Origin of the sequence: Noviherbaspirillum pedocola (assembly GCF_016632335.1) — a bacterium.
GTDB lineage: Bacteria > Pseudomonadota > Gammaproteobacteria > Burkholderiales > Burkholderiaceae_D > Noviherbaspirillum_A > Noviherbaspirillum_A pedocola.
Genome location: NZ_JAEPBG010000010.1, coordinates 1 through 24,754, shown reverse-complemented (window position 1 = coordinate 24,754; position 24,754 = coordinate 1). Strand labels below are relative to the sequence as shown.

General features: G+C 62.1%; 22 protein-coding genes and 3 tRNA genes. 18 read left to right on the top strand and 7 right to left on the bottom strand.

The window, feature by feature from the left end; translation table 11 throughout:
* Nucleotides 1-176: 176 nt before the first annotated feature.
* Both JJB74_RS20760 and JJB74_RS20755 read right to left on the bottom strand, forming a co-directional pair.
* On the bottom strand, nucleotides 177-635 hold the full coding sequence (locus tag JJB74_RS20760) for a PPC domain-containing DNA-binding protein (RefSeq protein WP_325170148.1): 459 nt from the start codon (nucleotides 633-635) through the stop codon (nucleotides 177-179).
* Complete coding sequence (locus JJB74_RS20755; protein WP_200595366.1) at nucleotides 632-1,639, bottom strand: aldo/keto reductase; 1,008 nt, start codon at nucleotides 1,637-1,639, stop codon at nucleotides 632-634. Before JJB74_RS20755 ends, JJB74_RS20760 begins: the two co-directional genes overlap by 4 nt.
* A 182-nt stretch (nucleotides 1,640-1,821) precedes the next feature.
* Between JJB74_RS20755 and JJB74_RS20750 the strand changes: the two genes are divergently transcribed.
* Complete coding sequence (locus JJB74_RS20750) at nucleotides 1,822-2,757, top strand: recombination-associated protein RdgC (protein ID WP_200595060.1); 936 nt, start codon at nucleotides 1,822-1,824, stop codon at nucleotides 2,755-2,757.
* Between the two features lie 283 nt (nucleotides 2,758-3,040).
* On the opposite strand, the gene JJB74_RS20745 is transcribed toward JJB74_RS20750, so the two are convergent.
* Together JJB74_RS20745 and JJB74_RS20740 are read right to left on the bottom strand one after the other, a co-directional pair.
* A complete protein-coding gene (locus JJB74_RS20745; protein ID WP_200595059.1) occupies nucleotides 3,041-3,715 on the bottom strand; it encodes a response regulator in 675 nt (224 codons plus the stop codon).
* Entirely contained in the window at nucleotides 3,696-7,091 is a 3,396-nt protein-coding gene (locus JJB74_RS20740; protein WP_200595057.1) for a hybrid sensor histidine kinase/response regulator, read from the bottom strand. The genes JJB74_RS20745 and JJB74_RS20740 overlap by 20 nt, the downstream gene beginning before the upstream one ends.
* 340 nt (nucleotides 7,092-7,431) lie before the next feature.
* On the opposite strand from JJB74_RS20740, the gene urtA reads away from it, so the two are divergent.
* From urtA to JJB74_RS20685, 11 genes are all read left to right on the top strand, one after another.
* Nucleotides 7,432-8,685, top strand: a complete 1,254-nt coding sequence (gene urtA / locus JJB74_RS20735) for an urea ABC transporter substrate-binding protein (protein WP_200595056.1) — start codon at nucleotides 7,432-7,434, stop codon at nucleotides 8,683-8,685.
* A 74-nt stretch (nucleotides 8,686-8,759) separates the two neighbouring features.
* The gene (gene urtB / locus JJB74_RS20730; RefSeq protein ID WP_200595054.1) at nucleotides 8,760-9,677 is read left to right on the top strand and encodes an urea ABC transporter permease subunit UrtB; all 918 of its coding nucleotides are present in this window, start codon (nucleotides 8,760-8,762) and stop codon (nucleotides 9,675-9,677) included.
* A gap of 23 nt (nucleotides 9,678-9,700) precedes the next feature.
* Nucleotides 9,701-10,837 (top strand): urea ABC transporter permease subunit UrtC, encoded by a 1,137-nt coding sequence (gene urtC / locus JJB74_RS20725; protein WP_200595053.1) that lies wholly within the window; start codon nucleotides 9,701-9,703, stop codon nucleotides 10,835-10,837.
* Nucleotides 10,834-11,601, top strand: a complete 768-nt coding sequence (gene urtD, locus JJB74_RS20720) for an urea ABC transporter ATP-binding protein UrtD (RefSeq protein WP_200595051.1) — start codon at nucleotides 10,834-10,836, stop codon at nucleotides 11,599-11,601. Before urtC ends, urtD begins: the two co-directional genes overlap by 4 nt.
* A gap of 16 nt (nucleotides 11,602-11,617) precedes the next feature.
* Complete coding sequence (gene urtE, locus JJB74_RS20715) at nucleotides 11,618-12,307, top strand: urea ABC transporter ATP-binding subunit UrtE (RefSeq protein WP_200595049.1); 690 nt, start codon at nucleotides 11,618-11,620, stop codon at nucleotides 12,305-12,307.
* Between the two features lie 133 nt (nucleotides 12,308-12,440).
* Complete coding sequence (locus tag JJB74_RS20710; RefSeq protein WP_200595048.1) at nucleotides 12,441-12,695, top strand: hypothetical protein; 255 nt, start codon at nucleotides 12,441-12,443, stop codon at nucleotides 12,693-12,695.
* A 65-nt stretch (nucleotides 12,696-12,760) separates the two neighbouring features.
* Entirely contained in the window at nucleotides 12,761-13,936 is a 1,176-nt protein-coding gene (fmdA, locus tag JJB74_RS20705; protein ID WP_200595047.1) for a formamidase, read from the top strand.
* Between the two features lie 71 nt (nucleotides 13,937-14,007).
* A complete protein-coding gene (locus JJB74_RS20700) occupies nucleotides 14,008-14,298 on the top strand; it encodes an FmdB family zinc ribbon protein (protein ID WP_200595045.1) in 291 nt (96 codons plus the stop codon).
* 203 nt (nucleotides 14,299-14,501) lie between these two features.
* Nucleotides 14,502-15,542 carry an aliphatic amidase gene (locus JJB74_RS20695; protein WP_200595044.1) on the top strand — a complete coding sequence of 347 codons (1,041 nt, stop codon included), beginning with the start codon at nucleotides 14,502-14,504 and terminating at the stop codon, nucleotides 15,540-15,542.
* Nucleotides 15,542-16,345 (top strand): CbbQ/NirQ/NorQ/GpvN family protein, encoded by an 804-nt coding sequence (locus JJB74_RS20690; RefSeq protein ID WP_200595043.1) that lies wholly within the window; start codon nucleotides 15,542-15,544, stop codon nucleotides 16,343-16,345. Before JJB74_RS20695 ends, JJB74_RS20690 begins: the two co-directional genes overlap by 1 nt.
* Nucleotides 16,346-16,350: 5 nt before the next feature.
* Complete coding sequence (locus JJB74_RS20685; protein WP_200595041.1) at nucleotides 16,351-18,027, top strand: nitric oxide reductase activation protein NorD; 1,677 nt, start codon at nucleotides 16,351-16,353, stop codon at nucleotides 18,025-18,027.
* Nucleotides 18,028-18,084: 57 nt separating this feature from the next.
* Here the strand turns inward: JJB74_RS20685 and JJB74_RS20680 are convergent.
* Together JJB74_RS20680 and JJB74_RS20675 are read right to left on the bottom strand one after the other, a co-directional pair.
* Nucleotides 18,085-18,161: transfer RNA gene (locus tag JJB74_RS20680), tRNA-Asp, on the bottom strand.
* A gap of 40 nt (nucleotides 18,162-18,201) precedes the next feature.
* Nucleotides 18,202-18,277, bottom strand: a tRNA-Val gene (locus JJB74_RS20675).
* Nucleotides 18,278-18,493: 216 nt separating this feature from the next.
* Here JJB74_RS20675 and JJB74_RS20670 point away from each other — a divergent pair.
* The 5 genes from JJB74_RS20670 to JJB74_RS20650 all read left to right on the top strand — a co-directional run bounded on the left by JJB74_RS20670 (nucleotide 18,494) and on the right by JJB74_RS20650 (nucleotide 21,866).
* Nucleotides 18,494-18,967: a TonB family protein gene (locus JJB74_RS20670; RefSeq protein WP_200595039.1), complete on the top strand. Its 474-nt coding sequence runs from the start codon at nucleotides 18,494-18,496 to the stop codon at nucleotides 18,965-18,967.
* Nucleotides 18,964-19,755, top strand: a complete 792-nt coding sequence (locus JJB74_RS20665) for a YdcF family protein (protein WP_200595037.1) — start codon at nucleotides 18,964-18,966, stop codon at nucleotides 19,753-19,755. The genes JJB74_RS20670 and JJB74_RS20665 overlap by 4 nt, the downstream gene beginning before the upstream one ends.
* A 117-nt stretch (nucleotides 19,756-19,872) precedes the next feature.
* Complete coding sequence (locus tag JJB74_RS20660; RefSeq protein WP_200595035.1) at nucleotides 19,873-21,006, top strand: ABC transporter substrate-binding protein; 1,134 nt, start codon at nucleotides 19,873-19,875, stop codon at nucleotides 21,004-21,006.
* A 146-nt stretch (nucleotides 21,007-21,152) separates the two neighbouring features.
* Entirely contained in the window at nucleotides 21,153-21,455 is a 303-nt protein-coding gene (locus tag JJB74_RS20655) for a DUF883 family protein (protein WP_200595033.1), read from the top strand.
* An 18-nt stretch (nucleotides 21,456-21,473) separates the two neighbouring features.
* The gene (locus JJB74_RS20650) at nucleotides 21,474-21,866 is read left to right on the top strand and encodes a phage holin family protein (protein ID WP_200595031.1); all 393 of its coding nucleotides are present in this window, start codon (nucleotides 21,474-21,476) and stop codon (nucleotides 21,864-21,866) included.
* A gap of 432 nt (nucleotides 21,867-22,298) precedes the next feature.
* Here the strand turns inward: JJB74_RS20650 and JJB74_RS20640 are convergent, their stop codons facing one another.
* Entirely contained in the window at nucleotides 22,299-23,198 is a 900-nt protein-coding gene (locus JJB74_RS20640) for a c-type cytochrome (RefSeq protein WP_200595029.1), read from the bottom strand.
* 196 nt (nucleotides 23,199-23,394) lie between these two features.
* On the opposite strand from JJB74_RS20640, the gene JJB74_RS20635 reads away from it, so the two are divergent.
* Nucleotides 23,395-23,470 (top strand) — tRNA-Arg (locus JJB74_RS20635).
* Nucleotides 23,471-24,754 lie beyond the last annotated feature (1,284 nt).

Sequence of the window (24,754 nt, the reverse complement as noted above, 5' to 3'; positions counted from 1 at the left end):
GCTGCACCCACCCTACGAAAATCAAATTACGTGGAAGGCGGATCGCGTCTCAACGACGGCTTGGCGCGCAAGCGGTGTTTGCTGGGCCAACGAGGAACATGCAATGTCCGGCTCTGCAGTTATGGGACGCTTCGATTCGGCTGCGCGCGACTTGAGGATACGGACAACCCGCGCAGTCAAAGCGCTCGAATCTGCAACTCGCGGTGCCCGGTCATCGCGTCGTGCTCGCGCTCGAAGCACACGCCGGGCAACACGCCCAGCACAATTTCCGCAGTGGTGCGCACGCGGCAGCCTTCCATCAGGTGGCCGCCGCTCACACGGCCGCGACCATCGGCCACCGCGATGTGCAGATGACAGCCATGGCGCGACAGCGTGCCCGACAGCGACACGATTTCCAGCTTGCCCTCGGCATGGCACGCATTCTTGCGGCCGGCGAAGCGGATCGCTGCATCCTGCAGGCTGCCGACCGCGGACAGCACGCAGGCCGCCTCAATTGCCTGCGACTCGCAGTAATGCAGCAGCGCCGGCCGCAAATCCGTGCCTGGCGGCAGCCGCAGCGCCACCGTGCGCATTGCCACGCCGTCGGCGGACGTGGCCATCAGCGCCGGGGCCAGTCGCAGGTCGGCGGCATTCATGGCCGGGCTACCCTGCCGAAGAACGGATAGTTCGGATCGGTGTATCCCGGCGTCGATGCATGGCCCGGATGCACCAGGTCATCGATCATCGCTTCCTCGTCGGCGCTGATGGTCACATCCAGCGCCGGGTAGTAATCCTCCATCTGCGCCAGCGTGCGCGGACCGGCAATCACCGACGTGATGTTGCGGTTGGCCAGCACCCAGGCGGTGGCGAACTGGCCGAGCGCGATGCCGCGCGCGTCGCAATGGGCTTTCAGCTGCTGCGCGATTTGCAGCGATTCCTCGCGGAATTCGGTTTCCATCATTCGTTTGTCGGCGCGACCGGCGCGGGTGCCTTCGGCCGGTTTCTGGCCGGGCGCATATTTGCCGGTCAGCACGCCGCGCGCGATCGGGCTGTAGGGCACCACGCCGATGCCGTAATGCGCGCAGGCCGGCAGGATCTCGACTTCCGGCATCCGGTTCAGCATGTTGTAGTAGGGCTGGCACACCACCGGCTGCGGCACATTGAGCTGCTGGCACAGCCGCATCACCTCGGCAATGCGCCAGCCGCGGAAATTCGACAGCCCGAAATAGCGGATCTTGCCGGCGCTGATCAGATCGCCCAGCGTGCGCACCGCTTCCTCCAGGTTTTCCCCGTGGTAGTCGAGATGCAGATAAAGGATGTCGATATGTTCGGTATTCAGGCGGCGCAGGCTGGCCTCGGTTTCGCGCAGCATCCAGGTGCGCGAGTAATTGCTCATGTTGGGCGCGCTCGTCATCGGATTGCCGAGCTTGGTCGCCAGCACCCAGTCATCGCGGTTGGCGGCGATCAGCCGGCCGACCATTTCCTCGGAAGCGCCCTTGGTGTAGACGTCGGCGGTATCGATGAAATTGACGCCGTGCTCGTGTGCCGACGCAACGATGCGTCCGGCTTCATCGATGTCGGTCTGGTCGCCGAACATCATCGTGCCCAGGCACAGGGCGGAGACCTTGAGGTTGCTGTTGCCGAGCCGGCGGTAGAGCATGTTAGCCATGTTGTAAGAGTTGTGAAGTTGGCGAAACGTTGACCTTATCACAATGGCGGTGTCGCCTTCTTGCAGCATCGCAAAGCCGGTTATCGGCCAATCCTTAACGGCCTGGCAATGTTGCCGGAAAGCGCGAATCGGCCGTGTAGAATGGCCGCCTTTTCAACGCACCGACGATTGCCATGTGGTTCAAGAACCTGCAGATCTACCGTCTGCCCGCGCCGTGGGCAATGACTTCCGAACAACTTGAAGAAGCGCTGGCGCCGCAGGCTTTTACGCCCTGCACCAGCCTCGAACTGCAACGCCAGGGCTGGCTGTCGCCGCGCGACAACGGCCGCCTGGTGCATGCGGTGAACCGCCAGATGCTGCTTCAGCTCGGCACCGAAAAAAAGCTGCTGCCGTCCTCGGTGATCAACCAGGTCGCCAAGGCCAAGGCCGCCGAGCTCGAAGAGCAGCAGGGCTTCAAGCCGGGCCGCAAGCAGATGAAGGAATTGAAGGAGCAGGTCGCCGATGAACTGCTGCCGCGCGCGTTCTCGATTCGCTCCAGCACCTGGGTCTGGATCGACCCGGTCAACGGCTGGCTGGTGATCGATGCCGGCAGCGCCTCGAAGGCCGAAGACGTGATCCGCCTGCTGCTGAAGGCCATCAACCCGTTCCCGATGGATACGCTGCGCGTGGCCTTCTCGCCGGTGACCGCGATGACCGAATGGCTGCTGGCCGACGAAGCGCCGGGCGGCTTCACCGTGGACCAGGACACCGAACTGCGCGCCACCGGCGAAGGCAAGGCCACGGTGCGCTATGTGCGCCACACGCTGGAAGCCGACGACGTGCGACGTCACATCGAAGCCGGCAAGCAATGCACCCGCCTGGCGCTGACCTGGTCCGACAAGGTGTCCTTCGTGCTGACCGAAAACCTCGGCATCAAGCGCATCGCGCCGCTGGACGTGCTCAAGGAAAGCAATGAAGTCACCACCTCCGGCGACGACGAGCGCTTCGACGCCGACATGATGCTGATGACCGGCGAGCTGGCCAAGCTGATCGCCGACCTGGTTGCCGCACTGGGCGGCGAAGTGAAGGAAGGCATGCTGGCCGCGCCGGCGGTAAAGCAGGCGGCCTGAGGCTTCGTAGGTTGGGCTGAAAAGCCCAACAGAAGCTCGATCCCCTGCGAACCTCCGTTGGGCTTCCTTCGTCAGCCCAACCTACGAACGCAACCGTATGGATTTGCGTAGGTTGGGCTGAAAAGCCCAACAGAAGCTCGATCCCCTGCGAACTTCCGTTGGGCTTCCTTCGTCAGCCCAACCTACGAACGCAACCGTATGGATTTGCGTAGGTTGGGCTGAAAAGCCCAACAGAAGCTCGATCCCTTGCGAACCTCCGTTGGGCTTCCTTCGTCAGCCCAACCTACATCCGCGCCCTTTCCCCCATCTTCCTCCCCGCCACCAGCGCCGCCGCCGCGGCGCGCGTTTCCACGCCCAGCTTCACGTAGATGTGCTCGAGGTGCTTGTTCACCGTGCGCGGGCTCATGCCGAGGATGTCGCCGATGTCGCGATTGGTCTTGCCGTGCGCGATCCAGGTCAGCACTTCGAGCTGGCGCGGCGTGAGCGCGTAATGCGCCAGGTCCGGCGCGCCGGGCTCAGCCTGCGCCGGCGCAGCATCATTCGACGAACGCGCCTGCCGCAGCAGTTGCGCATGGCGGATGTGGGAAGCAATGCGCGCCAGCACCTCGGCCGGGCGCAACGGCTTGGTCACGTAATCCACGCCGCCCGCCTCGAAGCCGCGCACCACATGCTCGGTCTCGGTGAGCCCGGTCATGAACACCACCGGCACATCGCGCGAGGCTTCCATGCCTTTCATGCGGCGGCAGGTCTCGAAGCCGTCGATGCCCGGCATCACCGCATCCAGCAGAATCAGATCCGGCGTGATGCGCGCCAGCCGCTCCAGCGCGCTCGTGCCATCGGTGGCCACCAGCACCGTATGGCCGGCTTCGTCGAGCGCGTCGGACAGCACCGCGAGATTCTCCGGCACATCGTCCACGATCAGCACCGTGTTGCCGTGTTCAGGCTTGGTCCAGGTCATGATGGATCACCTCCTGCAGTCGGTTTGCATAGTCGTTCAGCCGAAAATTCTTCACCAGGTGCCGCAACTGGCCGGTGAAGGCGGCATAGGCCGGATCGAGGCGCTCGATATCGTCCAGCCGCGCCAGGATGCCCTTCACATAGCCCACCGATCCCAGCTCCAGCAATTCCTTCAGCCGCCGCTGCGATGGCACCAGCAGCACCGGCCGCGCACGTGGCGATGGGGGCGGCGACGAGGCCGCGTGGCGCGGTATCCAGGCGATGCCCGCATGCAGGCTGATCTTCGCCAGCAATTCCGTCATCGCCACCGGCTTGATGATGAAGTCGTTGCAAGGCAGCGCTTCGTTCTGCCGGCCCGACAGATCGAAGGCATTGGCCGAGACCAGGATCAATGGCAGCGTCGCATGGCCGCGCGCGCGGATCGCGCGGCATACCGACCAGCCATCCATGCCCGGCATGCCGATGTCGATCAGCGCCAGGTCCGGCGGCGCAGCGTCGATCGCGGCGAGGGCCGCCGCGCCGGAATCAGCTTGCTCGATATCAAAGCCCAGCGGCGCGAGCATCGCCCCCAATAGCGTGCGCTGCGACTGCTGGTCATCCACCACCAGGATGCGCTTGCGTTCGCCCAGATAGCCTGCGATCTGGCCCGGCTGCTGCGCGCGCGAGCTCGGCCTTCGCACTTCGGAAAGGTAGATGCGCAGCGAGAACACGCTGCCGCGCCCCGGCTCGCTGGCCACTGTCAGCTCGCCGCCCATGATGTGGGCCAGCATGTTGCAGATCGCCAGCCCCAGCCCGGTGCCGTTCTCATCGCCAGCGCCGTCGACGCGCTCGAAGGGCAGGAAGATACGCTGCAGATCTGCGGCCGGAATGCCGGGGCCGGTATCCTCGATATCGAATTGCGCCAGCTCGCGCGCATAGGAAAAGCGCAGCGTCACGCCGCCTTCGCGGGTGAACTTCACCGCGTTGCCGAGCAGGTTGATCAGGATCTGTCGCAGCCGCTTTTCATCCGCATGCACGTATTCCGGCACCCGGCCGGCGCTGTCATAACGAAAGGCCAGGCCTTTCTGCGCCGCCTGCGGCTGGAACATGCGCGCGAGCTGGTCGAGAAACTCCTTCAGCGGCAGCTCGCCGGTGTTCAGCCGCATCTTGCCGGCCTCGATGCGGGCGATGTCGAGCATGTCGTCGATCAGGCTCAGCAGATGCTCGCCGCTTCGGCGGATCACGCCCAGCGCATCGCGCCGGTGCTCGGGCATGCCGGGGTCGGCCTGCAGGATCTGCGCATAGCCGAGGATGCTGTTCAGGGGCGTGCGCAGCTCGTGGCTCATGCCCGTCACATAGCGGCTCTTGGCCCCGTTCGCCGCTTCGGCCGCCTCCTTGGCGCGCTGCAGCTCGATGTCGGTGCGCTTGTGCGCCTCGATTTCCTGCAGCAGCAGATTGGTCTGCCGTTCCGATTCCTGCAGCGCCACGCCGCGGCTTTCATCGGTCAGCACCAGCCACCAAGCGCCGATGCCGGTCAACAGCAGCAGCGCCGCAAAGAGCTTCACGAAAAGCGTGCCCAGCGCGCTTGCCGAGTAATAGGGCATCGCATGGAGCGCGTCGACTTCCTCGATGTAGAGCAGGCCCAGAATGGCGGCGATCGTCGCCGACAGCACCGATACCACCAGCAGGTAATGGCCGAGGCGCGTCTTGAGACGCTTCGTGAAGGCTTGCGGCAGCAGCCTGTCCAGCGCCTGCAGGCATTGCTCGGAAAAGCGCGCATGCGGCTTGCAGCGGTCTTCGCAGCGGGCATCGAGCGAGCAGCACAGCGAGCAGATCGCGCCGGCATAGGCCGGGCAATGCGCCATGTCTTCCACTTCGAAAACGTTTTCGCAGACCACGCAGCGTTGCGCCGTGCCCGGCGCAGCGGAGAGCCTGTCGGTGCGGGCGAGGTAATAGCGGCCCTTCGTTGCGAACGCAATGACCGGCGCGGTCAACAGCGCCACGCCCAGCGCGATGAAGGGCGCCAGCGCCTGCGCATGACGGCCGAAGACGCCTGCCAGCGCCGCGATCGACAGCAGCGAAGCGGCCAGCATGGCGCCTATGCCGACCGGGTTCACGTCGTACAGATGCGCGCGCCGGAACTCTACGCCGGCAGGCGACAGGCCCAGCGGCTTGTTGATCATCAGGTCCGCCACCACCGCGCCTATCCAGGAAATCGCGACCAGCGAATACAGCCCGAGCACATGCTCGAGCGCGCGAAATACGCCGACCTCCATCAGCAGCACCGCGATCAGCGCATTGAACACCACCCAGACTACGCGCCCCGGATGGCTGTGCGTGAGCCGCGAAAAGAAATTGGACCAGGCCAGCGAGCCGGCATAGGCATTGGTCAGGTTGATCTTCACCTGCGACACCACGACGAAAAGGGTAACCGCGCCGAGTATCCAGGCCGGATCGGTGAAGACATAGGAAAAGCCGACCAGATACATGCGCGTGGGCTCCATCGCCCTTTCCATCGGCACCTGCTGCTGTATCGCCAGGAAGGCGAGCAGGGCGCCGCCGAGCATCTTGGCCGCGCCCATCACGATCCAGCCGGGCCCGGCGATGAGCAGCGCGCTCCACCAGCGCTTGCGGTTGGCGCGGGTCTTCTCGGGCAGAAAGCGCAGGAAGTCGACCTGCTCGCCGATCTGCGCAATCAGCGAAATCGCCACTGTCGCGGCTGCGCCGAACAGCAGCACATTGAAGTGCGTGCCATCCTCGGTGCGGCCATTGAAGCTCAGCAGCTGCGACACCGCATCCGGCTGGCGCAGCAGCACGCAGGCATAGGGCAGCACCAGCAGCGCGATCCACAAGGGCTGGCTCCACAACTGCAGCCGGCTGATCAGCGTCACGCCATGCGCCACCAGCGGAATGATCACCAGCGAGCACAGCACATAACCCCATTCGACGGGCAGGCCGAAATACAGCTCGATGGCCTGCGCCATGATCGAGGCTTCCAGCGCGAAGAAGATGAAGGTGAACGAGGTGTAGATCAGCGAGGTGACGGTGGAGCCGATGTAGCCGAAGCCGGCGCCGCGCGTGAGCAGATCCATGTCGATGCCATGGCGCGCGCTGTAATAGCTGATCGGCAGGCCGGTGGCAAAGATCACCAGCGACACGCACAGGATGGCCCAGAACGCATTGATGAAGCCATAGGACAGCGTGATCGCGCCGCCGATCGCTTCCAGCGCGAGGAAGGACACTGCGCCCAGCGCGGTATTGGCAATGCGGAAGGCCGACCAGCGCCGGAAGCTGCGCGGCGCATAACGCAGCGCATAGTCTTCCAGGGTTTCATCGGCGACCCAGGTGTTGTAGTCGCGTCGAACCTTGACGATGCGTTGTGTGGCGGGGGCGTGCACACGGTCTCCGTAGCGAGCGGACGCGACGCGTCCGAACACATCGTCTTAGCAAGCTTTGCGCCATCCTGCCGCGCCGCACCAATTCCTCTGGCACGGCATGTTTACGCTTCACCCCGGTGCACGCGACTTGCACCCGCTTGAAGCATGCCGTGCCTTTCATGCCGCATCGCGATGCATGCGCAATGCCCATGCGCTCCAGTACCCGCTGCTTACGTCAAACGACGTATTGATGGGACTCAAGCCGCAAACCTATGCTCCTTCCCAAGCCGGACGTCATCGCAAAACGGTGCCGGCCACCAGCATCCCGCCACAAGCATCCAGCCAACTAAAGGAGCATCGCATGTCGCAACGCACCCCCTCTTCTCCGAAGTCGCCCAAGCGCCGGCAGGCGCTGCTGTCGCTGGCCGTGGCCGGCGCGCTGGCCATGCCGGGCCTGGTCTTCGCGCAGCAGTATCCGACCGCGAAGGTCAACACCACGGGCCTGGCCATCACCGATACCGAAGTCGTCGTCGGCCAGCTGCACTCGGCCACCGGCACCATGGCCATCAGCGAAACCGGCTCGATCCAGGCCGAGCGCCTGGCGATCGACCAGATCAATGCGATGGGCGGCGTGCTCGGCCGCAAGATCCGCGTGGTGCAGGAAGACGGCGCTTCCGACTGGCCGACCTTTGCCGAGAAGGCGAAGAAGCTGCTGGTCAACGACAAGGTCGCCACCGTCTTCGGCTGCTGGACCTCGGCGTCGCGCAAGGCGGTGCTGCCGGTGTTCGAGAAGGAAAACGGCCTGCTGTATTACCCGACCTTCTATGAAGGCCTGGAGCAGTCGAAGAACGTGTTCTACACCGGCCAGGAAGCCACGCAGCAGATCATCGCCAGCCTGGACTGGATCGCCAAGGAAAAGGGCGCGAAGACCTTCTACCTGGTCGGCTCGGACTACATCTGGCCGCGCACCTCGAACAAGATCGCGCGCAAGCATATCGAGAACGTGCTGCATGGCCAGGTGGTCGGCGAAGAGTACTACCCGCTGGGCAATACCCAGTTCGGCTCGCTGATCAACAAGATCAAGCTGAAGAAGCCGGACGTGATCTTCGCCGACGTGGTCGGCGGCTCCAACGTCGCCTTCTACAAGCAGATGAAGGCCGCCGGCGTAACCGCCAAGAGCCAGAAGCTGCTGACGCTGTCGGTCACCGAGGATGAATTGCTCGGCATCGGTGGCGAGAACATGGAAGGCTTCTTCGCGTCGATGAAGTATTTCGAAAGCCTCGACAACCCGAACAACAAGAAATTCGTGTCCGACTTCAAGGCCAAGTACGGCGCCAACTCGGTCATGGGCGACGTGACCCAGGCCGCGTATCTCGGCCCGTGGCTGTGGAAGGCCGCAGTGGAGAAGGCCGGCAGCTTCGATGTCGACAAGGTCGTCGCCGCTTCGCCGGGCCTGGAACTGAAGACCGCTCCCGAAGGCTATGTGAAGGTGCATGAAAACCATCACCTGTGGAGCAAGACCCGCATCGGCGAAGTGCAGAAGGATGGCCAGTTCAAGGTCATCTATGAATCGGGCCTGATCGAGCCGAACCCGTTCCCGAAGGGCTATCAGTAATCCTCTCCGGGCAGCGCGGCGCCGAGCTGGTCCTGCGCTGCCCCCTTTCGTCTTCATGCATCACGGGAGCAAACATGAGTTCCTTATCCGAATTCGGCGCCATCTTCGCCATGCAGGGCTTCAACGGCCTGTCGGTGTTCTGCGTGCTGCTGCTCATGGCGCTGGGCCTGGCGATCATCTTCGGCCAGATGGGCGTGATCAACATGGCCCATGGCGAATTCCTCACCATCGGCGCCTACATCACCTACCTGCTGTCGAAGTGGACCACCGATTACGCGCCCGCGCTGCAGCCTTACTACTTCTTCGCCGCGGTGCTGCTGTCCTTCGTCGTCGCCTATGCGATCGGCAATCTCACCGAGCGCCTGCTGATCAGCAAGCTGTACAAGCGTCCGCTCGACACCCTGCTTGCCACCTGGGGCCTGTCGCTGGCGATGCAGCAGGCCTTCCGCTCCATCTTCGGCGCCAAGGAAGTCTCGGCCACGCTGCCGGACTGGCTGATGGGCTCGTTCAAACCGACCGAGAGCATCGACATTCCATTGAACGGCCTGTTCATGATGGCGCTCACCGTGCTGCTGACCGGCGCCATCTTCGTGCTGCTGTTCCGCTCGCGCTGGGGCCTGCAGGTGCGCGCAACGATGCAGAACCGCATGATGAGCGGCGCGGTGGGCATCAATACGAAGAAGGTCGACCGCGCCACCTTTTCGCTCGGCTGCGGTGTGGCCGGCGTGGCCGGCGCCGCCTTCACCACCATCGGCTCCACTGGTCCGACCTCGGGCTCGCTGTACATCGTCGACACCTTCCTGGTCGTGGTCTTCGGCGGCGCGCAAAGCCTGCTCGGCACCATCGCCTCGGCCTTCTCGATCGCGCAGACCCAGTCCACCACCGAGTTCTTCCTGACCGGCTCCATGGCCAAGGTGCTGACGCTGTCGGCCGTGATCGTGATCCTGATGCTGCGTCCGCAAGGCCTGTTCGCGACCAAGGTCCGCAAGTGACCACCACCTGACAAGGAATAGCGATGAAAGCTGCATATCGAAACCTCCTGGGCGGGCGCGACGGCGCCGTCGGCCTGGCGGTGCTGGCCGCGCTGCTGTTCGCGGTGATCCCGGCGCTGCTGGACCCGTTCCGCCTCAACCTGATGGGCAAGTACCTGTCCTACGCCTTCGTTGCGGTCGGCCTGGTGCTGTGCTGGGGCTATGGCGGCATCCTGTCGCTGGGCCAGGGCATCTTCTTCGGCATCGGCGGCTACTGCATGGCGATGTTTTTGAAGCTGGAAGCTTCGGATCCGGTGTCCACCAAGATCCAGACCACGCCCGGCATCCCGGACTTCATGGACTGGAACCAGATCACCGAGCTGCCGCTGTTCTGGCAACCCTTCCACAGCTTCTCGTTCACGCTGCTTGCCGTGCTGGCGCTGCCGACGCTGTTCGCCCTCGTCATCGGCCTGGCCATGTTCAAGCGCCGCGTCGGCGATGTGTACTTCTCGATCGTGACCCAGGCCATCGCCTCGATCCTGACCATCCTCATCATCGGCCAGCAGGGTTTGACCGGCGGCGTCAATGGCATCACCGACCTGAAGACGCTGCATGGCTGGGACATCCGCAGCGACCACGCCAAGCTGATGCTGTACTTCATCAATGCCGGCCTGCTGATCGGCTGCATCCTGTTCGGACGCTATGTGCTCGGCTCCAAGCTCGGCCGCCTGCTGATGGCCATGCGCGACAAGGAGGAGCGGGTGCGTTTCTCGGGCTACGACGTGGCCAGCTTCAAGATCTTCGTGTTCTGCGTGGCCGCCGCGTTCTCCGCGATCGGCGGCGCCATGTTCACGCTGCAGGTCGGCTTCATGTCGCCTTCCTTCGTCGGCATCGTGCCCTCGATCGAGATGGTGATCTTCGCCGCGGTCGGCGGTCGCATGTCGCTGTTGGGCGCGGTCTACGGCACCGTGATCGTCAATCTCGGCAAGAGCTATTTCTCCGAGACCTTTCCCGAGCTGTGGCTGTTCCTGATGGGCGGCCTGTTCATCGCGGTGGTGATGTATTTCCCGAACGGCCTGGCGGGTCTGTATGACAGCCATGGCAAGCGCCTGCTCGGCCTGCTGCGGCGCGGCCGCGGCAAGAGCGCCATCAAGGTTCCCGGCATGGAGGCATCGAAATGAACGAACACGCGATCGGCGGCATCACCAGCAACCGTCCGGTGCTGGCCATTGAAGGCCTGACCGTCTCCTTCGACGGCTTCAAGGCGGTGGACAACCTGAACCTGTACGTGGACCGCAACGAAGTGCGGGTCGTGATCGGCCCGAACGGCGCCGGCAAGACCACGGTGCTGGACCTGATCTGCGGCAAGACCGCTGCCACCTCGGGCAGCATCCAGTTCAAGGACATCGAGCTGACCAAAATGAAAGAGCACGAGATCGTGCGCGCCGGCGTCGGCCGCAAGTTCCAGACGCCGTCGATCTACGAAAGCCTGACGGTGTTCGAGAACCTCGAGATGTCCTTTCCGCGCGGCCGCAAGGTATTCGGCGCGCTGACCTTCGAGCGCACGGCGGACGTGGTCGAGCGGGTGGAGCGGGTCGCGGCCGAGATCTTCCTGTCCGAGCTGCTGCATCAGCAGGCCGACCTGCTGTCGCACGGGCAGAAGCAGTGGCTCGAGATCGGCATGCTGCTGATGCAGGAGCCGGAGCTGCTGATGCTGGATGAGCCGGTGGCGGGCATGAGCGTGTCCGAGCGCGAGAAGACCGCCGAGCTCTTGGGCCGCATCAGCCAGGGCCGCTCGGTGGTGGTGATCGAGCACGACATGGAGTTCGTCAAGAGCATCGCGCACAAGGTCACCGTGCTGCACCAGGGGAAGATCCTGGCCGAAGGCAGCATGGAATCGGTGCAGGCCAATCCGAAGGTCATCGAGGTTTATCTGGGTCATTGAGGGAGCGGGAGTCCACATGTTGAACATTGCCAATCTCGCTTCCGGCTATGGCCAGAGCGAAGTCATCCACGACATCAGCCTGAACGTGGAAAAGCAGGAAATCGTTGCCGTCATGGGCCGCAACGGCATGGGCAAGACCACGCTGTTCAAGACGCTGATGGGCATTCTGCCGAGCCGCAGCGGCAGCGTGAAGGTCGACGGCCGCGAGCTCGGCGGCCTGGAAAGCCATGAGCGCGTGGCCAGCGGCGTGGCCTATGTGCCGCAGGGCCGCATGATCTTCCCGAGCATGACGGTGCTGGAAAACATACAGACCGGGCTGCCGGCCTCGGCCAGGGGCCGTGTGCCCGAAGAGCTGTATGCGCTCTTCCCAGTGCTGTACGACATGCGCGGCCGGCGCGGCGGCAATCTCTCGGGCGGCCAGCAGCAGCAGCTGGCGATTGCGCGGGCGCTGGCCACCAACCCGAAGGTGCTGCTGCTGGACGAGCCGACCGAGGGCATACAGCCGTCGATCATCAAGGACATCGCCAAGAGCCTGAAGGAGATCCGCAAGCTGCGCCAGCTGACCATCGTGGTGTCCGAGCAGGTGCTGTCCTTCACGCTGGAAATCGCGGACCGCTTCCTGGTGATCGACAAGGGCCGCTTCGTCTACGAAGGCGCGCGCGATGTGGTCGATGCGCCGACGATCAGCCGGTATTTGTCGGTGTGAAGCGCAAACAGGCAGCACATGGCTGCGTGGGTTGGGCTGACAAGCCCAACGGAAGCGTAAATGCCCGCAGCATTCATGTTGGGCTTCCTTCGTCAGCCCAACCTACGAATGACGTTTTACAAGGAGAACCGAAATGATCGGATACATGGAACACAACAAGCACGGCAACGACGGTTTCACCGACCGCGGCAAGGGCCGCGCGACGGCGTCGGTGCAGACCTGCCCGGTCTGCCTGAAGGTGGTCAACGCCGACGGCGGCACGCTGCCGGACGGCACGGTGCTGACGAAGGAGGAGTGGGTCAACCGGGTGTGCAAGGCAATCAAGGACGACACCGTCAACGGCGGCTACCAGGCTGGCTGCATGGCCGGCGCCTTCCCGCCGTTCTGAGCCGCGCATCGCAGCAAAGAGCGAAGTCAATCGAGCAAACAATCGAGCAAACACAAGGAGGAAGCATGCAGCATTTCACGATCAAGCCTGGCGTGCCGCTGGCCGAGCAGGCCGAACTGGGCCACAACCGCTGGCATCCGGACATCCCCTTTCTGTCGCGGGTGCGGCCCGGCGAGGAAATCATCATCGAGACGCTGGACTTCCTCGATGCGCAAATCCTCGACAACGACGATGTGGCCGACGTGCGCGACGTCGACCTGACCCGCGCGCATCCGCTGACCGGGCCCTTCTATGTCGAAGGCGCCGAGCCGGGCGACCTGCTGGTGATCGATCTGCTGGACATCAAGCCGATCACGCCGGTGGGCTTCTCGGGCGTGTTCGCCAAATCCAATGGCGGCGGCTTTTTGGCCGACTACTTCCCGGATGCGGCCAAGGCGATCTGGGATCTGAAGGGCCTGTATGCGACTTCACGCCACATTCCCGGCGTGCGCATCGCCGGCCTCACGCATCCGGGCCTGATGGGCTGCCTGCCGTCGCATGATCTGCTGGCCGAATGGAACCGGCGCGAAGCGCCGCTGGCCAAGCTCGACCTGGCCAAGCCGCCCGAGCCGAAGACCGCGGTGCTGCGCGGCGTGAAAGGCGCCGAGTTCGATCGCATGGCAAGGGAAGCCGCGCGCACCGTGCCGCCGCGCGAGCATGGCGGCAATACCGATATCAAGGACCTGTCCACCGGCACGCGCATCTTCTTCCCGGTGTATGTGAAGGGCGCGGGCTTCTCGATGGGCGACCTGCATTTCTCGCAGGGCGATGGCGAGATCGGCTTCTGCGGTGCCATCGAGATGGATGGCGCGACCCACGTCGGCTTCGATCTCATCAAGGGCGGCATGGCCAAGTACAACCTGAGCGCGCCGATCTTCATGCCCAGCGTGGTCAAGCCGCACTACAGCCGCTACCTGACCTTCGAAGGCATCAGCGTGGAAAACGGCAAGAACTACTACATGGACGCCACCGTGGCCTATCGCCAGGCCTGCCTGAAGGCGATCGATTACCTGACCAACTTCGGCCTGACCGGTCCGCAAGCCTACATGCTGCTGACTGCGGCGCCGGTGGAAGGACGCATCGGCGGCATCGTCGACATTCCGAACTGCGCGGCGACGGTGTCGATACCGACCGAGATCTTCGACCAGGACATCACGCCGAAAGGCATGTTGAACGACAAGCCGTACTGGGGCCGCAAGTAAATCCCGCATCGGCGCCGCGCGGCTTGCAGCGCGGCGCCATCGCATCGACAGCAACCTGACAGGAAACCGACATGCCTTTCTACGACATCCATTGCAGCCACTGCGAGGGCAACTTCGAAAAGATGCTGAAGGTGGACAGCCTGCATCAGAAGATCGAATGCCCGTATTGCGGCGAGATGACCGCGGCCACGCCATCGATCACGGGCCGCGTGGAATTGAAGCGCGTCGATGCGTGGAGGCCGCAGAGCCTGGCGCAGCAGCTGGCCGGCGAAGGCATTACCGGCCCGGGCACCAAGGCCGGCGCGGCGCGTAGCAGCGTGCTGCATAACTGCAAGGGCTACCACTGCAGCATTTGCGCGTGAGCGTTGGAGCAATGCATCGGAGTTTGTGTCGTGATCGGCACCCTCCGTATGCCGTTCGTCCTGAGTAGCCTGCGTAGCAGGCGTATCGAAGGACTTGTTTGTGCAACCGAGCCCTTCGATACGGCCGCTGTGCGGCCTACTCAGGGCGAACGGGGAAGCGGGAGCTTGCGCAATCGTTTTCCCCATCATCACCGGAGAACCAGATGTACCACGGAGATATTTCCAGCAGCAAGGATGCCGTCGGCGTCGCCGTCGTCAACTACAAGATGCCGCGCCTGCATACCAAGGCCGAGGTCCTGGACAACGCCAGGAAGATTGCCGAGATGATCAAGGGCATGAAGCTCGGCCTGCCGGGCCTGGACCTCGTGATCTTCCCCGAGTACAGCACCCACGGCATCATGTACGACGCCAAGGAGATGTACGACACCGCCGCCGCGGTGCCGGGCGAGGAAACCGCGATCTTCGCCGAAGCCTGCCGCAGCGCGAAGGTCTGGGGCGTGTTCTCGCTGACCGGCGAGCGCCATGAGGAGCATCCGAACAAGGCGCCGTACAACACCCTGATCCTGATGAACGACCAGGGCGAGATCGTGCAGAAGTACCGCAAGATCATGCCCTGGGTGCCGATCGAAGGCTGGTATCCGGGCAATTGCACCTATGTGTCCGAAGGACCGAAAGGCCTGAAGATCAGCCTGATCATCTGCGACGACGGCAACTATCCGGAAATCTGGCGCGACTGCGCCATGCGCGGCGCCGAGCTGATCGTGCGCTGCCAGGGCTACATGTATCCGGCCAAGGAGCAGCAGATCCTGATGGCCAAGGCCATGGCCTGGGCCAACAATACCTATGTCGCGGTCGCCAATGCGGCCGGCTTCGATGGCGTGTATTCCTACTTCGGGCATTCGGCCATCGTCGGCTTCGACGGTCGCACGCTGGGCGAATGCGGCGAGGAGGAAATGGGCATCCAGTACGCCGCGCTGTCGACCTCGCTGATCCGCGATGCGCGCAAGAACCTGCAGTCGGAAAACCATCTGTACAAGCTGCTGCATCGCGGCTACACCGGCATGATCAACTCCGGCGACGACATCCGCGGCAAGGCTTCCTGTCCGTTCGACTTCTATGCGAAGTGGGTCAACGATCCGGATGGCACGCGCGAGATGGTTGAGGCGATGACGCGCAGCACGCCCGGCACCGAGGAATGCCCGATTCCCGGCATACCGGGTCCGAAGGAGCTGGAGCATCGCTGATGGAGAGGATGGAGCGGCACCGGTTCGAGACGGAACCGTATTACCTGCCGGTCGGCGATGAGGTCGCGCAGTTCGAAGCCGCGTACGCGGCGCGGCTGCCGACGATGCTCAAGGGGCCGACCGGCTGCGGCAAGACCCGCTTCATCGAGCACATGGCCTGGCGCCTGGGGCGGCCGCTGGTGACGGTGGCCTGCAACGAGGACATGAGTGCCGGCGACCTGGTCGGCCGCTGGCTGCTGGATGCCGGCGGCACCGTGTGGCAGGACGGTCCGCTGACCTTGGCCGCAAGGACTGGCGCGATCTGCTATCTCGATGAGATTGTCGAAGCGCGGCAGGACACGGTGGTGGCGATCCATCCGCTCACCGATGCGCGGCGCATGCTGCCGCTGGAGAAGCGCAATGAAGTGCTGCGGGCACATGAGGATTTCCAGCTCGTGATTTCATGGAACCCCGGTTATCAGAGTCTGATGAAGGATCTGAAGACCTCGACGCGCCAGCGCTTCGTCGCCATTGATTTCCACTATCCACCGCCCGAGCGCGAAGCCGAGATCGTGGCGCATGAAGGCGGCGTCGAGGCCGAGGTGGCGCGGCGGTTGGTGGCCGTCGGCGCGAAGAGCCGCAATCTGAAGGGACATGGGCTGGAAGAGGGCGCCTCGACGCGCATGCTGGTGTACGCGGCCAGCCTGATTGCGCGCGGCATACCGGCGCACCAGGCCTGCCGCATGGCGCTGGTGCAGCCGCTTACCGAGGACGAGGCGATGGCGGCGGCGCTGTCGGACCTGGTCGATACTTTTTTCGACTGAGATCGATGCCGGTCGATTTCGATGCCGCGGCGCGGCGACTTTCCCCATATCTGCGCGCGTTATGGGGACGCGAGATCCGGCTGCATCCGCTGGCGCGGCCGCTGCAGCAGACGCGGCCCTATCTGTCCGAGATCGGCATCCATTTGCCGCAGACCTGGCATGCGGCCAGCGGCGAGGCGGCGTTCATGTTGTATCGCGCAGCCGCGGCGCATGCAGCGGCGCACCTGGCCTACAGCCATCAGCGCTTTGCGCGCGGCAGCCTGAAGCCGATACAGATCGTGCTGCTGGGCCTGCTGGAAGATGCGCGCATCGAGGCCCTGGCGATCGCCGCCATGCCTGGCTTGCGCCGCTTGTGGCTGGGCTGCTTTCCTGATGCTGGCGACGATGAAAGCTTTGCCGGATTGATGCTGCGGCTGTCGCGCGCGCTGCTGGACCCGACGCATGAGGATGGTCATCCGTGGATCGCAAAGGCGCGGCGCCTGGTTGCCGCATCGCAGCGCCATGGCAGCGATGCATTGGCGCTGCGCGAGGTGGCATCGCTGCTTGGCAATGACATCGGGCAGATGCGGCTGCAGTTCAACGCAAAGACCTATGCGGTCGAGCCGCCGTATCGCGACGACCATGGCTTTTTGTGGGACGACGGTGAGGCGCCGTCCGAGACGCGCTTCGAGGATGTGGCGCTGGCGGACGTCTCCACCGAGGGCGCGCCGCAGCAGCGTATGCCGGGGGCGGGACAGGAAGAGTTAGCGGCGAAGCTGGTAGGGGCGGACATGGAGGAGAGTGCAGCACCCGCGCGGGCAACGCTTTATCCGGAATGGGACAGCCGCCTCGGCGCCTTGCGGCCGCGCTGGTGCAGCGTGATCGAGCGTCCGGCGCCGGGCATTGATCCGGCGCTGCTGCAGGCGGGCATGGCGCAATACGAATCCATGGCTGCACGGTTGGCGGCGCAAATTCGCGCGCGTCGGTCACGCGAGCCGGTGCATCTGCGCCGGCAGCTCGACGGCGAGCGTTTCGATATCGACGCGCTGATCGATGCCGCCATCGCCTTCCGCTCGGGGACGATGCCGGATGCGCGCGTGCATCAGCGCACGCTGCATCGGCGTCGCTCGCTGGCGGTACTGGTGCTGCTCGATCTGTCGGCATCCACGTGTGAACGTATGGAGGAGGGCACGGTGCTGGATGCGATACGCGAGGCGGCGGTGTTACTGGCCGACGCGATGGAGCGCAACGGCGACCGTTTTGCGATCCATGGCTTTCGCTCGGCTGGCCGGCACGAGCTCAGTTACCTGCGCTTCAAGGACTTCGATGCGCGCTTCGACGACCTGGCCATGTCGCGCCTGGCCGCGATGGGCGGCGAACAATCCACCCGCATCGGCGCGGCATTGCGACACGCGGGCCGCTTGCTGAATGGGGTGCGCAGCGAGGAAAAGTTGATCCTGGTCGTCACCGATGGCGAGCCGCATGACATTGATGTGTTTCATCCGGGCTATCTGGTTGAGGATGCGCGCCATGCGGTGGCGGAAGTCAGGGCAGGCGGCAATCATGCATTTTGCGTGACGGTCGATGGCGCGGCCGGCGCTTATGCACGCAGGATGTTCGGGGAAGGGCAGTATCTGGTGGTGAAAAGCGCGATGGAACTGCCGGAACGCTTGCCAAGGCTGTATTTGCGCCTGGCGGGGTAGGGCAGCGATGCGGCACCGGAAAAGAAAAACGCCCGCTTGCGCGGGCGTTTTTGGTATTGGCGGAGTGGACGGGGCTCGAACCCGCGACCCCCGGCGTGACAGGCCGGTATTCTAACCAACTGAACTACCACTCCAGTACTGCTGAGAAATCTGTACTGCTGCATGCCGACCGGCTGGTGGGTGCTGAGAGGCTCGAACTCCCGACCTACGCCTTGTAAGGGCGCCGCTCTACCAACTGAGCTAAGCACCCCGGTGCTTTGCATGCTGCCTCTGCTTTCGGACGTGTTGCTCTGCGTCTGAAGCGGGGCGAAGTCTACAGGACTTCCCCGTGAAATGCCAGTGTCCGGCACGAATTTTTGAGAAATGCCGGAAAACGCCGGTTTACTTGTGTTTCGATTATCGAATCATCCATGACAATATCATCCCGGGCCGCCAAGGCTCGCGCCATGATTACCGAGGAGACGCCATGTACCGCAAACTTGTCCTGCCGCTCGTCGCCGTGCTTGCCGCCTGTTCCCACGCGCCGCTCGATGTGACTACCGGCCGCGTCGGCGCCACGCGGGTGCAGACTACGGGCGATGGCACTTCCACCGCCCGCAGCGTCGATGCCTACAAGGCCGACCTCGCGCAACGTATCAGCGAGGTCAATTCCACGCGCGTCTACACCGATCGGCCACAAGCACTGCTGCGCTCCATCGTCGTGGTCGGCTTTTCGGTCGACCGCGATGGCAATCTGGTGCGTAGCCAGATATTGCGTTCCAACCATGACCGCGCCAATGAGCAGACCGCGCTTGCCGCATTGCGCAGCAGCACGCCATTTCCGAAACCGGCATCGCACCTGCTGCGCAATGGCCGGGTCGAGGTTGCCGAGTCCTGGCTGTTCAACGACGACGGCCGCTTCCAGTTGCGCTCGATCGCACATGAACAGATGGACGAATGAGCATAGTCTGGCTGCTGACCAATGCCGTTGCCGCACTGTTTCTGCCGCCGCTGTCGCTGCTGATTCCAGCGGCGGCTGGCATGTTGATGCGCCGTCGTTTTCCGCGCGGCGGCCCGGCGCTGACGCTGTGCGCGCTGGCCTTGCTGACGGCGCTGTCCACTGGCGTCTGCGCACGCCTGCTGATGTGGCCGCTGGAGGAGATGAATCCACCATGGTCCGGGTCGCAGCAGGGGGAGGTCATCGTGATTCTCGGCGGCGGGCGCAGCCGTAATGCGCCGGAATATGCGGGTCATGATGTGCCGATCGCCGCCTCGCTGGCGCGCCTGCGTTATGGCGCCCGGCTGCAGCGACAGACCGGTTTGCCGATCCTGGTCACCGGTGGCAGTCCGGAAGGCGCATTCGAATCCGAGGCGCAACTGATGGCCCGGGCGTTGCGCGAGGACTTTTCGGTACCGGTGCGCTGGGTTGAGGCAAACTCGGATAACACTGCCGAAAATGCTCGCTACTCCGCTGAAGTACTGCGCTCGTCTGGCGTGCGAAGCATTTTGCTGGTGACTGATGCCATGCACATGCCGCGAGCACGCGCCGTTTTCCTGCAAACCGGCCTCCAGGTGGTTCCCGCGCCGACCAACTACCGATCCCGCGGTCCGCTTCTCATCAGCGATTTCATTCCGAATGCCGCTGCCTTGCGTGATTCGAGCTATGCCCTGCATGAGTGGATCGGCGCGCTCTGGTATGCGCTGGCGCATCACGGACAGGGCATGAAGGGAGGCATACGAGCAGACTGATTGACGTGTTGCGATCAATGCACGAGGTTTGCATATTTTCTCAACAGAAATTATTTCTCTAGATAAACATAAATGACTCTGATTTAATAGGGGCATTCCTTGTTGCATTGGAGAATCATGGTGCGATCGCGAGCTTTTCATTCCCTGGCGCTGGGACTAGCAATGTTTCTCACTTCGGCAGCGCATGCTGACATCGTGGTGGGGCAGTCGGTACCACTGACCGGAGAGGCGGGCGGCACCGGCCGCGGGCTGGCGCTCGGTGCCAAGATCGTTTTCGATCACGTCAATGCGTCCGAAGGCGGTATCAATGGCCAGAAAATCGTCCAGGTGGTCAAGGATGACGCGTACAAGCCGGAAAACACGCTGCGCAATGTCCGGGAGTTCGTCGCCGATCCACGCGTGATCGCACTGACCGGGCTGTACGGCACCGACAATGTGTCGGAATTGCTGCGACAGGGAGTATTCGACAACGCAGCGCCGCCGGTCGTTGGTGTAACGACTGGCGCACGCCTGCTGCGCGAAACACAAAATCCGGCAATCTTCCATTTACGCGCCAGCTATGTCGAAGAAGTCGATGCCATCGTGCGGCATGTAACGAGCCTCGGCACAAAGCGCATCGCGGTATTTTATGAAGACAATCCTTTCGGTGAGGCAGGCCTGCGCGCGGCCGAGGACGCGGCCAGGAAGCGCAATGTCGCGTTGGTGGCACGCGCAAGTTACGAGCCTTACACCACGGATGTGCGCAACGCGGTCAAGGATGTGGTCGAGAGCACGCCGGATGCAGTCATCATGGTGTCCATCACGCCGCCGACTGCGGAGTTCATCCAGCAATTCCGTGCGGCCGGCGGCCAAGCTTTCCTGTTCTGCATTTCGACCGCGAATGTCGAGGGTTTGTCGAAGACCGTCAATGCTTCGGTATTGCAGGGTGTCGGCATGTCGCAGGTCATGCCCTTTCCCTACAGTGCGACGCTGCCACTGGTAGCGGAATACCAGAAGCTGATGAATACCTATGCGAAGGGCACGCCTTACTCGTATCCGACGATGGAAGGCTTTCTCAATGCGAAGCTTCTGGTAAGCGCGCTAAAAAAGGCTGGTACAACACCAACGCGCGCTTCGGTGCGCCAGGCACTGGACAATCTGGGACAAATCAACCTGGGTGGTTATACGCTCAGTTTTTCGCCGAATAACCATATCGGCTCACATTTCGTCGATCTGACGGTTGTGAGTCGGACCGGCAAGCTGATGCGTTAAGGCAAGCATTGCAGCCGGCTCATTGCTTGCAAAAAACAACACTCTTTTGTACCCTGCTCGTTCCGCCCGCGTCCTAGTCAACTTCTCTCGGATACCTGAGGTAAGGCGCTTGGGTCGCATTCTAGTTTTCGCACAGGAGTATTGCCATGCTGGAAAATAACCTGAAAACCGTACGCACTGATGTTCGCACCTTGGTCCGCGACGCCCAAAGCTTATTCCGTGAAGCGACCTCGTCGACCGGTGCCAAGGCGGATGAATTGCGTGCACGCGGTATGGAATTGTTGGATACCGCAATGGGCAAAGCTCAGGAATTGCAAAGTGCGGCGATCGACACCAGCAAGGAAGTCGCTGGAAATGCCAACACCTACGTACGTGAAAATCCCTGGAATGCAGTGGCAATTTCCGCTGGCGTCGGCATGCTGATCGGCATTCTCATCGGCCGCAGATAATTCTTTCTTCAAGCCGGCATGAACAAGCCAGAGGCAGTCGGAACGTCCCCGGGTGCGGGACCGCTTTCCAGATTGATGGCCTTGCTGCGCGACATGTCGGCTCTGTTCCAAAATCGGATCGAACTGGCGTCTCTGGAGCTTGCCGAGACGCGTTCCGTGTTGTTGAAGGCGATGCTTATCGCCGCATTGGGCTTGCTCACTGCCTGGTTCGCGCTGGCGTTCTGGTCAGGCTTGCTGGTGTACTTCGCCTGGCCGGTAATCGGCTGGAAAATTTTGCTTATCCTCGCAGCGGTGTTCACAGTCGCTTGCTTTATGGCGCTGCGTTGGGCGCTAGCCATGTTGCAGCGCTTGGAGTGGTTGCCAGTAACTCGGGCCGAGCTGCGCAAGGATATGGACGTCCTGGTCAAATAAGCGGGAGAGCGTGCGCGATGTGGAAATCCGGCCATAGCGCCCGACGCAAACTCGAGCTGCTTACCGCCGGCAGCTTGCAGCGGTCGAGCATTAAATTGCAGCGCGATCTGCTAATCGAGCAAATTCAGCCTAATACTTGGGTGAAGCGGATTGCGAGTCGGAGTGCAGCGGCCGCGGCTTGGGGGCTATTTGATTTTTCCAGTGCGAATCGCATCCTTTCTTTGGCTATGACACTGTGGCCGGTGCGCCGCAGGCTCTGCAAGCATCTCAAGCCCTGGCTTACGAAAGGGATTCCATTACTTGGTGCCGGAATAGGCGTCTATCTATTCTGGCGCTGGGCACAGTCTAAGACTTCCAAATCTGCGGCAGCGCCAAGCGAGCAGACAAAATAAAAGCCAGTTCGAAAACTGGCTTTTATCGCGACACCAGGTTTTATTTAGCTGCAGCCGCTATGTAATCCACCGCTGCTTTGACTTCCTCATCCGATGCCGAAGAACCGCCCTTGGCTGGCATGATGCCGTTCTTTCCCTGAAACCCCTTGATTGCATGTTCATAAAGAACATCCTTGCCTTGCTTCAGGCGGTCCGCCCACGCGGTTTTGTCGCCGAATTTTGGCGCGCCCGCCACGCCTGCGCCATGGCAGGCAACACAGGCAGAGGCATAAAGCTTTTGTCCGGCATCCGCCGCGGTGGCAGAAGTCGAAGTAGGAGCCGGAGCAGGAGCTGCGGGAGTCGGAGCTGCCGCTGATGCTGGCGCGGCATTTTGCGGGGTTGCAGCAGGTGCCGCCATAGCCTCGTTTTTTGAGGCCGCAGCCGAGGAGTTTGCCTTCACTTCCGGCTCCTTGAATTTTGCGCCGGACTGATTGGCCATATAAACCATGGCCCGCGCGACTTCGACGTCATCGAGATCCGGATTGCCACCCTTGGCAGGCATTGCACGGATACCGTTAACAGCATGGGAAACGAGGGTGTCATACCCTTGACCAATACGAGCCGACCAGGCCGCGGCATCGCCTACCTTGGGGGCCCCGGCCGCTCCGCTAGCATGGCAGGCGGCACATACACCCTTGTACACATCGGCGCCGGCTTGCAACTGTTTTGGTGCGTTCGCATCACGGAAAGTAAAGCCAATGTCGGATACCGGTTTGATGCGTTCAGCAATCGCTTCATCGCTCTGACTTTCCGAGCCGGCACCTACCCGTGTTGTATTGCCGACGTACTGTACGAGCAATACGATCGTAATAATTGGTACAAGAAACCCGGCCAGCACCGCAGCAATCAGCTGCTTTGGAGTACGGATCACCGACTGTGATTCATGATGTGCGTCAGTCATTGGTTCCTCAAAAAACAGTTTTGAATTCCTATGCCACTACGCTCACGATCACAAGCAGATAATGCCGTAGTGCAAGATCGCGTCGAACTGTCAATTATAGACGTAACATGTCGTTTTTGTAATGCGGCAACTCTAGCCGTGGACGGCAAGGCGGAAAGACTGTATCCTGCTTCCCTCTCGTAGTAAACACAACAGCGCGGCTGTAGCTCAGTGGATAGAGTATTGGCCTCCGAAGCCAAGGGTCGCTGGTTCGATCCCAGCCAGCCGCGCCAACAAAAGCGATAGCTTAGCCAATCCTAATTGATCGTTGATCCGCGTCCTTTGCGCGGGGAACCGCCTGGTATCCATCCCTTTCGCAGCTTCAGCGTGATTCATTTTACTTATCCATAAGCCTTTGCATGAGCTTTGCGCGAGTGCATTTGCATAAGAAGCTTAAGAGCTAGGATCCATGAGTTCAAGGTCGTTTGGCACGCCAATATCGTTTGTCTGTCGTGCCCAAAACTAATCGGGTGAGGGTTTTCTGCATGACCGGTGTCGGCTCTGATCCAACAACAGTGCGTGGTATAGCTATGACTCTGCGCGCAGCATCATTTGCCATTATTACAAGCGGAATAATGGCCTTAGCTCGAAATCCTGAAACTGCTATCTAAGCGCGGAGCTATTTCGTTGGGAACTTCCTGGGCCACGCGCGCGCGCAATCAGACCCGGCCTCCGAAATCCTTGTCCATAGGCTTGTCGAAAACCGCAAAGAGATGGTTGTCAGAAACGGCGGAGACGAAATGGCGCAAAAATACAAGCCGGTGCAAGGCGGTTAGCTATATTGACATCGCGTTTCGAAATCGTAGGCGTTCGACAAGAGACGCAGTGCTTCCTAGTCAGTACAGCCGAAGTTGATAGCGCTCTCGTTCCTCTAAGGGAACGTCGGAGCAGCTGATTGTGGCTCGCTATCCGGCGCAATCCACTGTCGCCGCCCATGAAATCGATACGGCCTGGTCCGCTCAAGACACACGCTTCAACCGCCGATTCCGGCTGGCAGCCGGAAAGCCACTAGCTACAATTTGTTTTCCCCATCCCCTTGCAATCGTTCCGGGTCGTTTGATATAGTGCGCGTCCTCTTGCAGCGGATGCTGAAGGCGCCAACTGCAAGAGGAGAGAAGGTGCGGCGAGGTGTTACAGCGAATGTTTGGAAGTGTGAAATTCGCTGTTGACACGAAGAAGGAAACGCCGCATAATCTCGCTTCTCTGCTGCTGACGAACACGACGCTTCGCAGCGCTGACCGGAAGGTCGGGGCAGACAGAACAAGTTCTTTAACAAGCAACAGCCGATAAGTGTGGGCACGATATCAGATGCGCCGGGTCTTCGGGTCCGGAATGCTCAAATGATAGAAGTGCTCGCACAAAAGAAATACAGGAAGGTTCGCAAGAACGTCCTGGTCAGTATTTTGAGTGAGCGACGGTTCTTCGGAACCTGCCAGAGATGGCACAAAACAGGAATTGAACTGAAGAGTTTGATCCTGGCTCAGATTGAACGCTGGCGGCATGCCTTACACATGCAA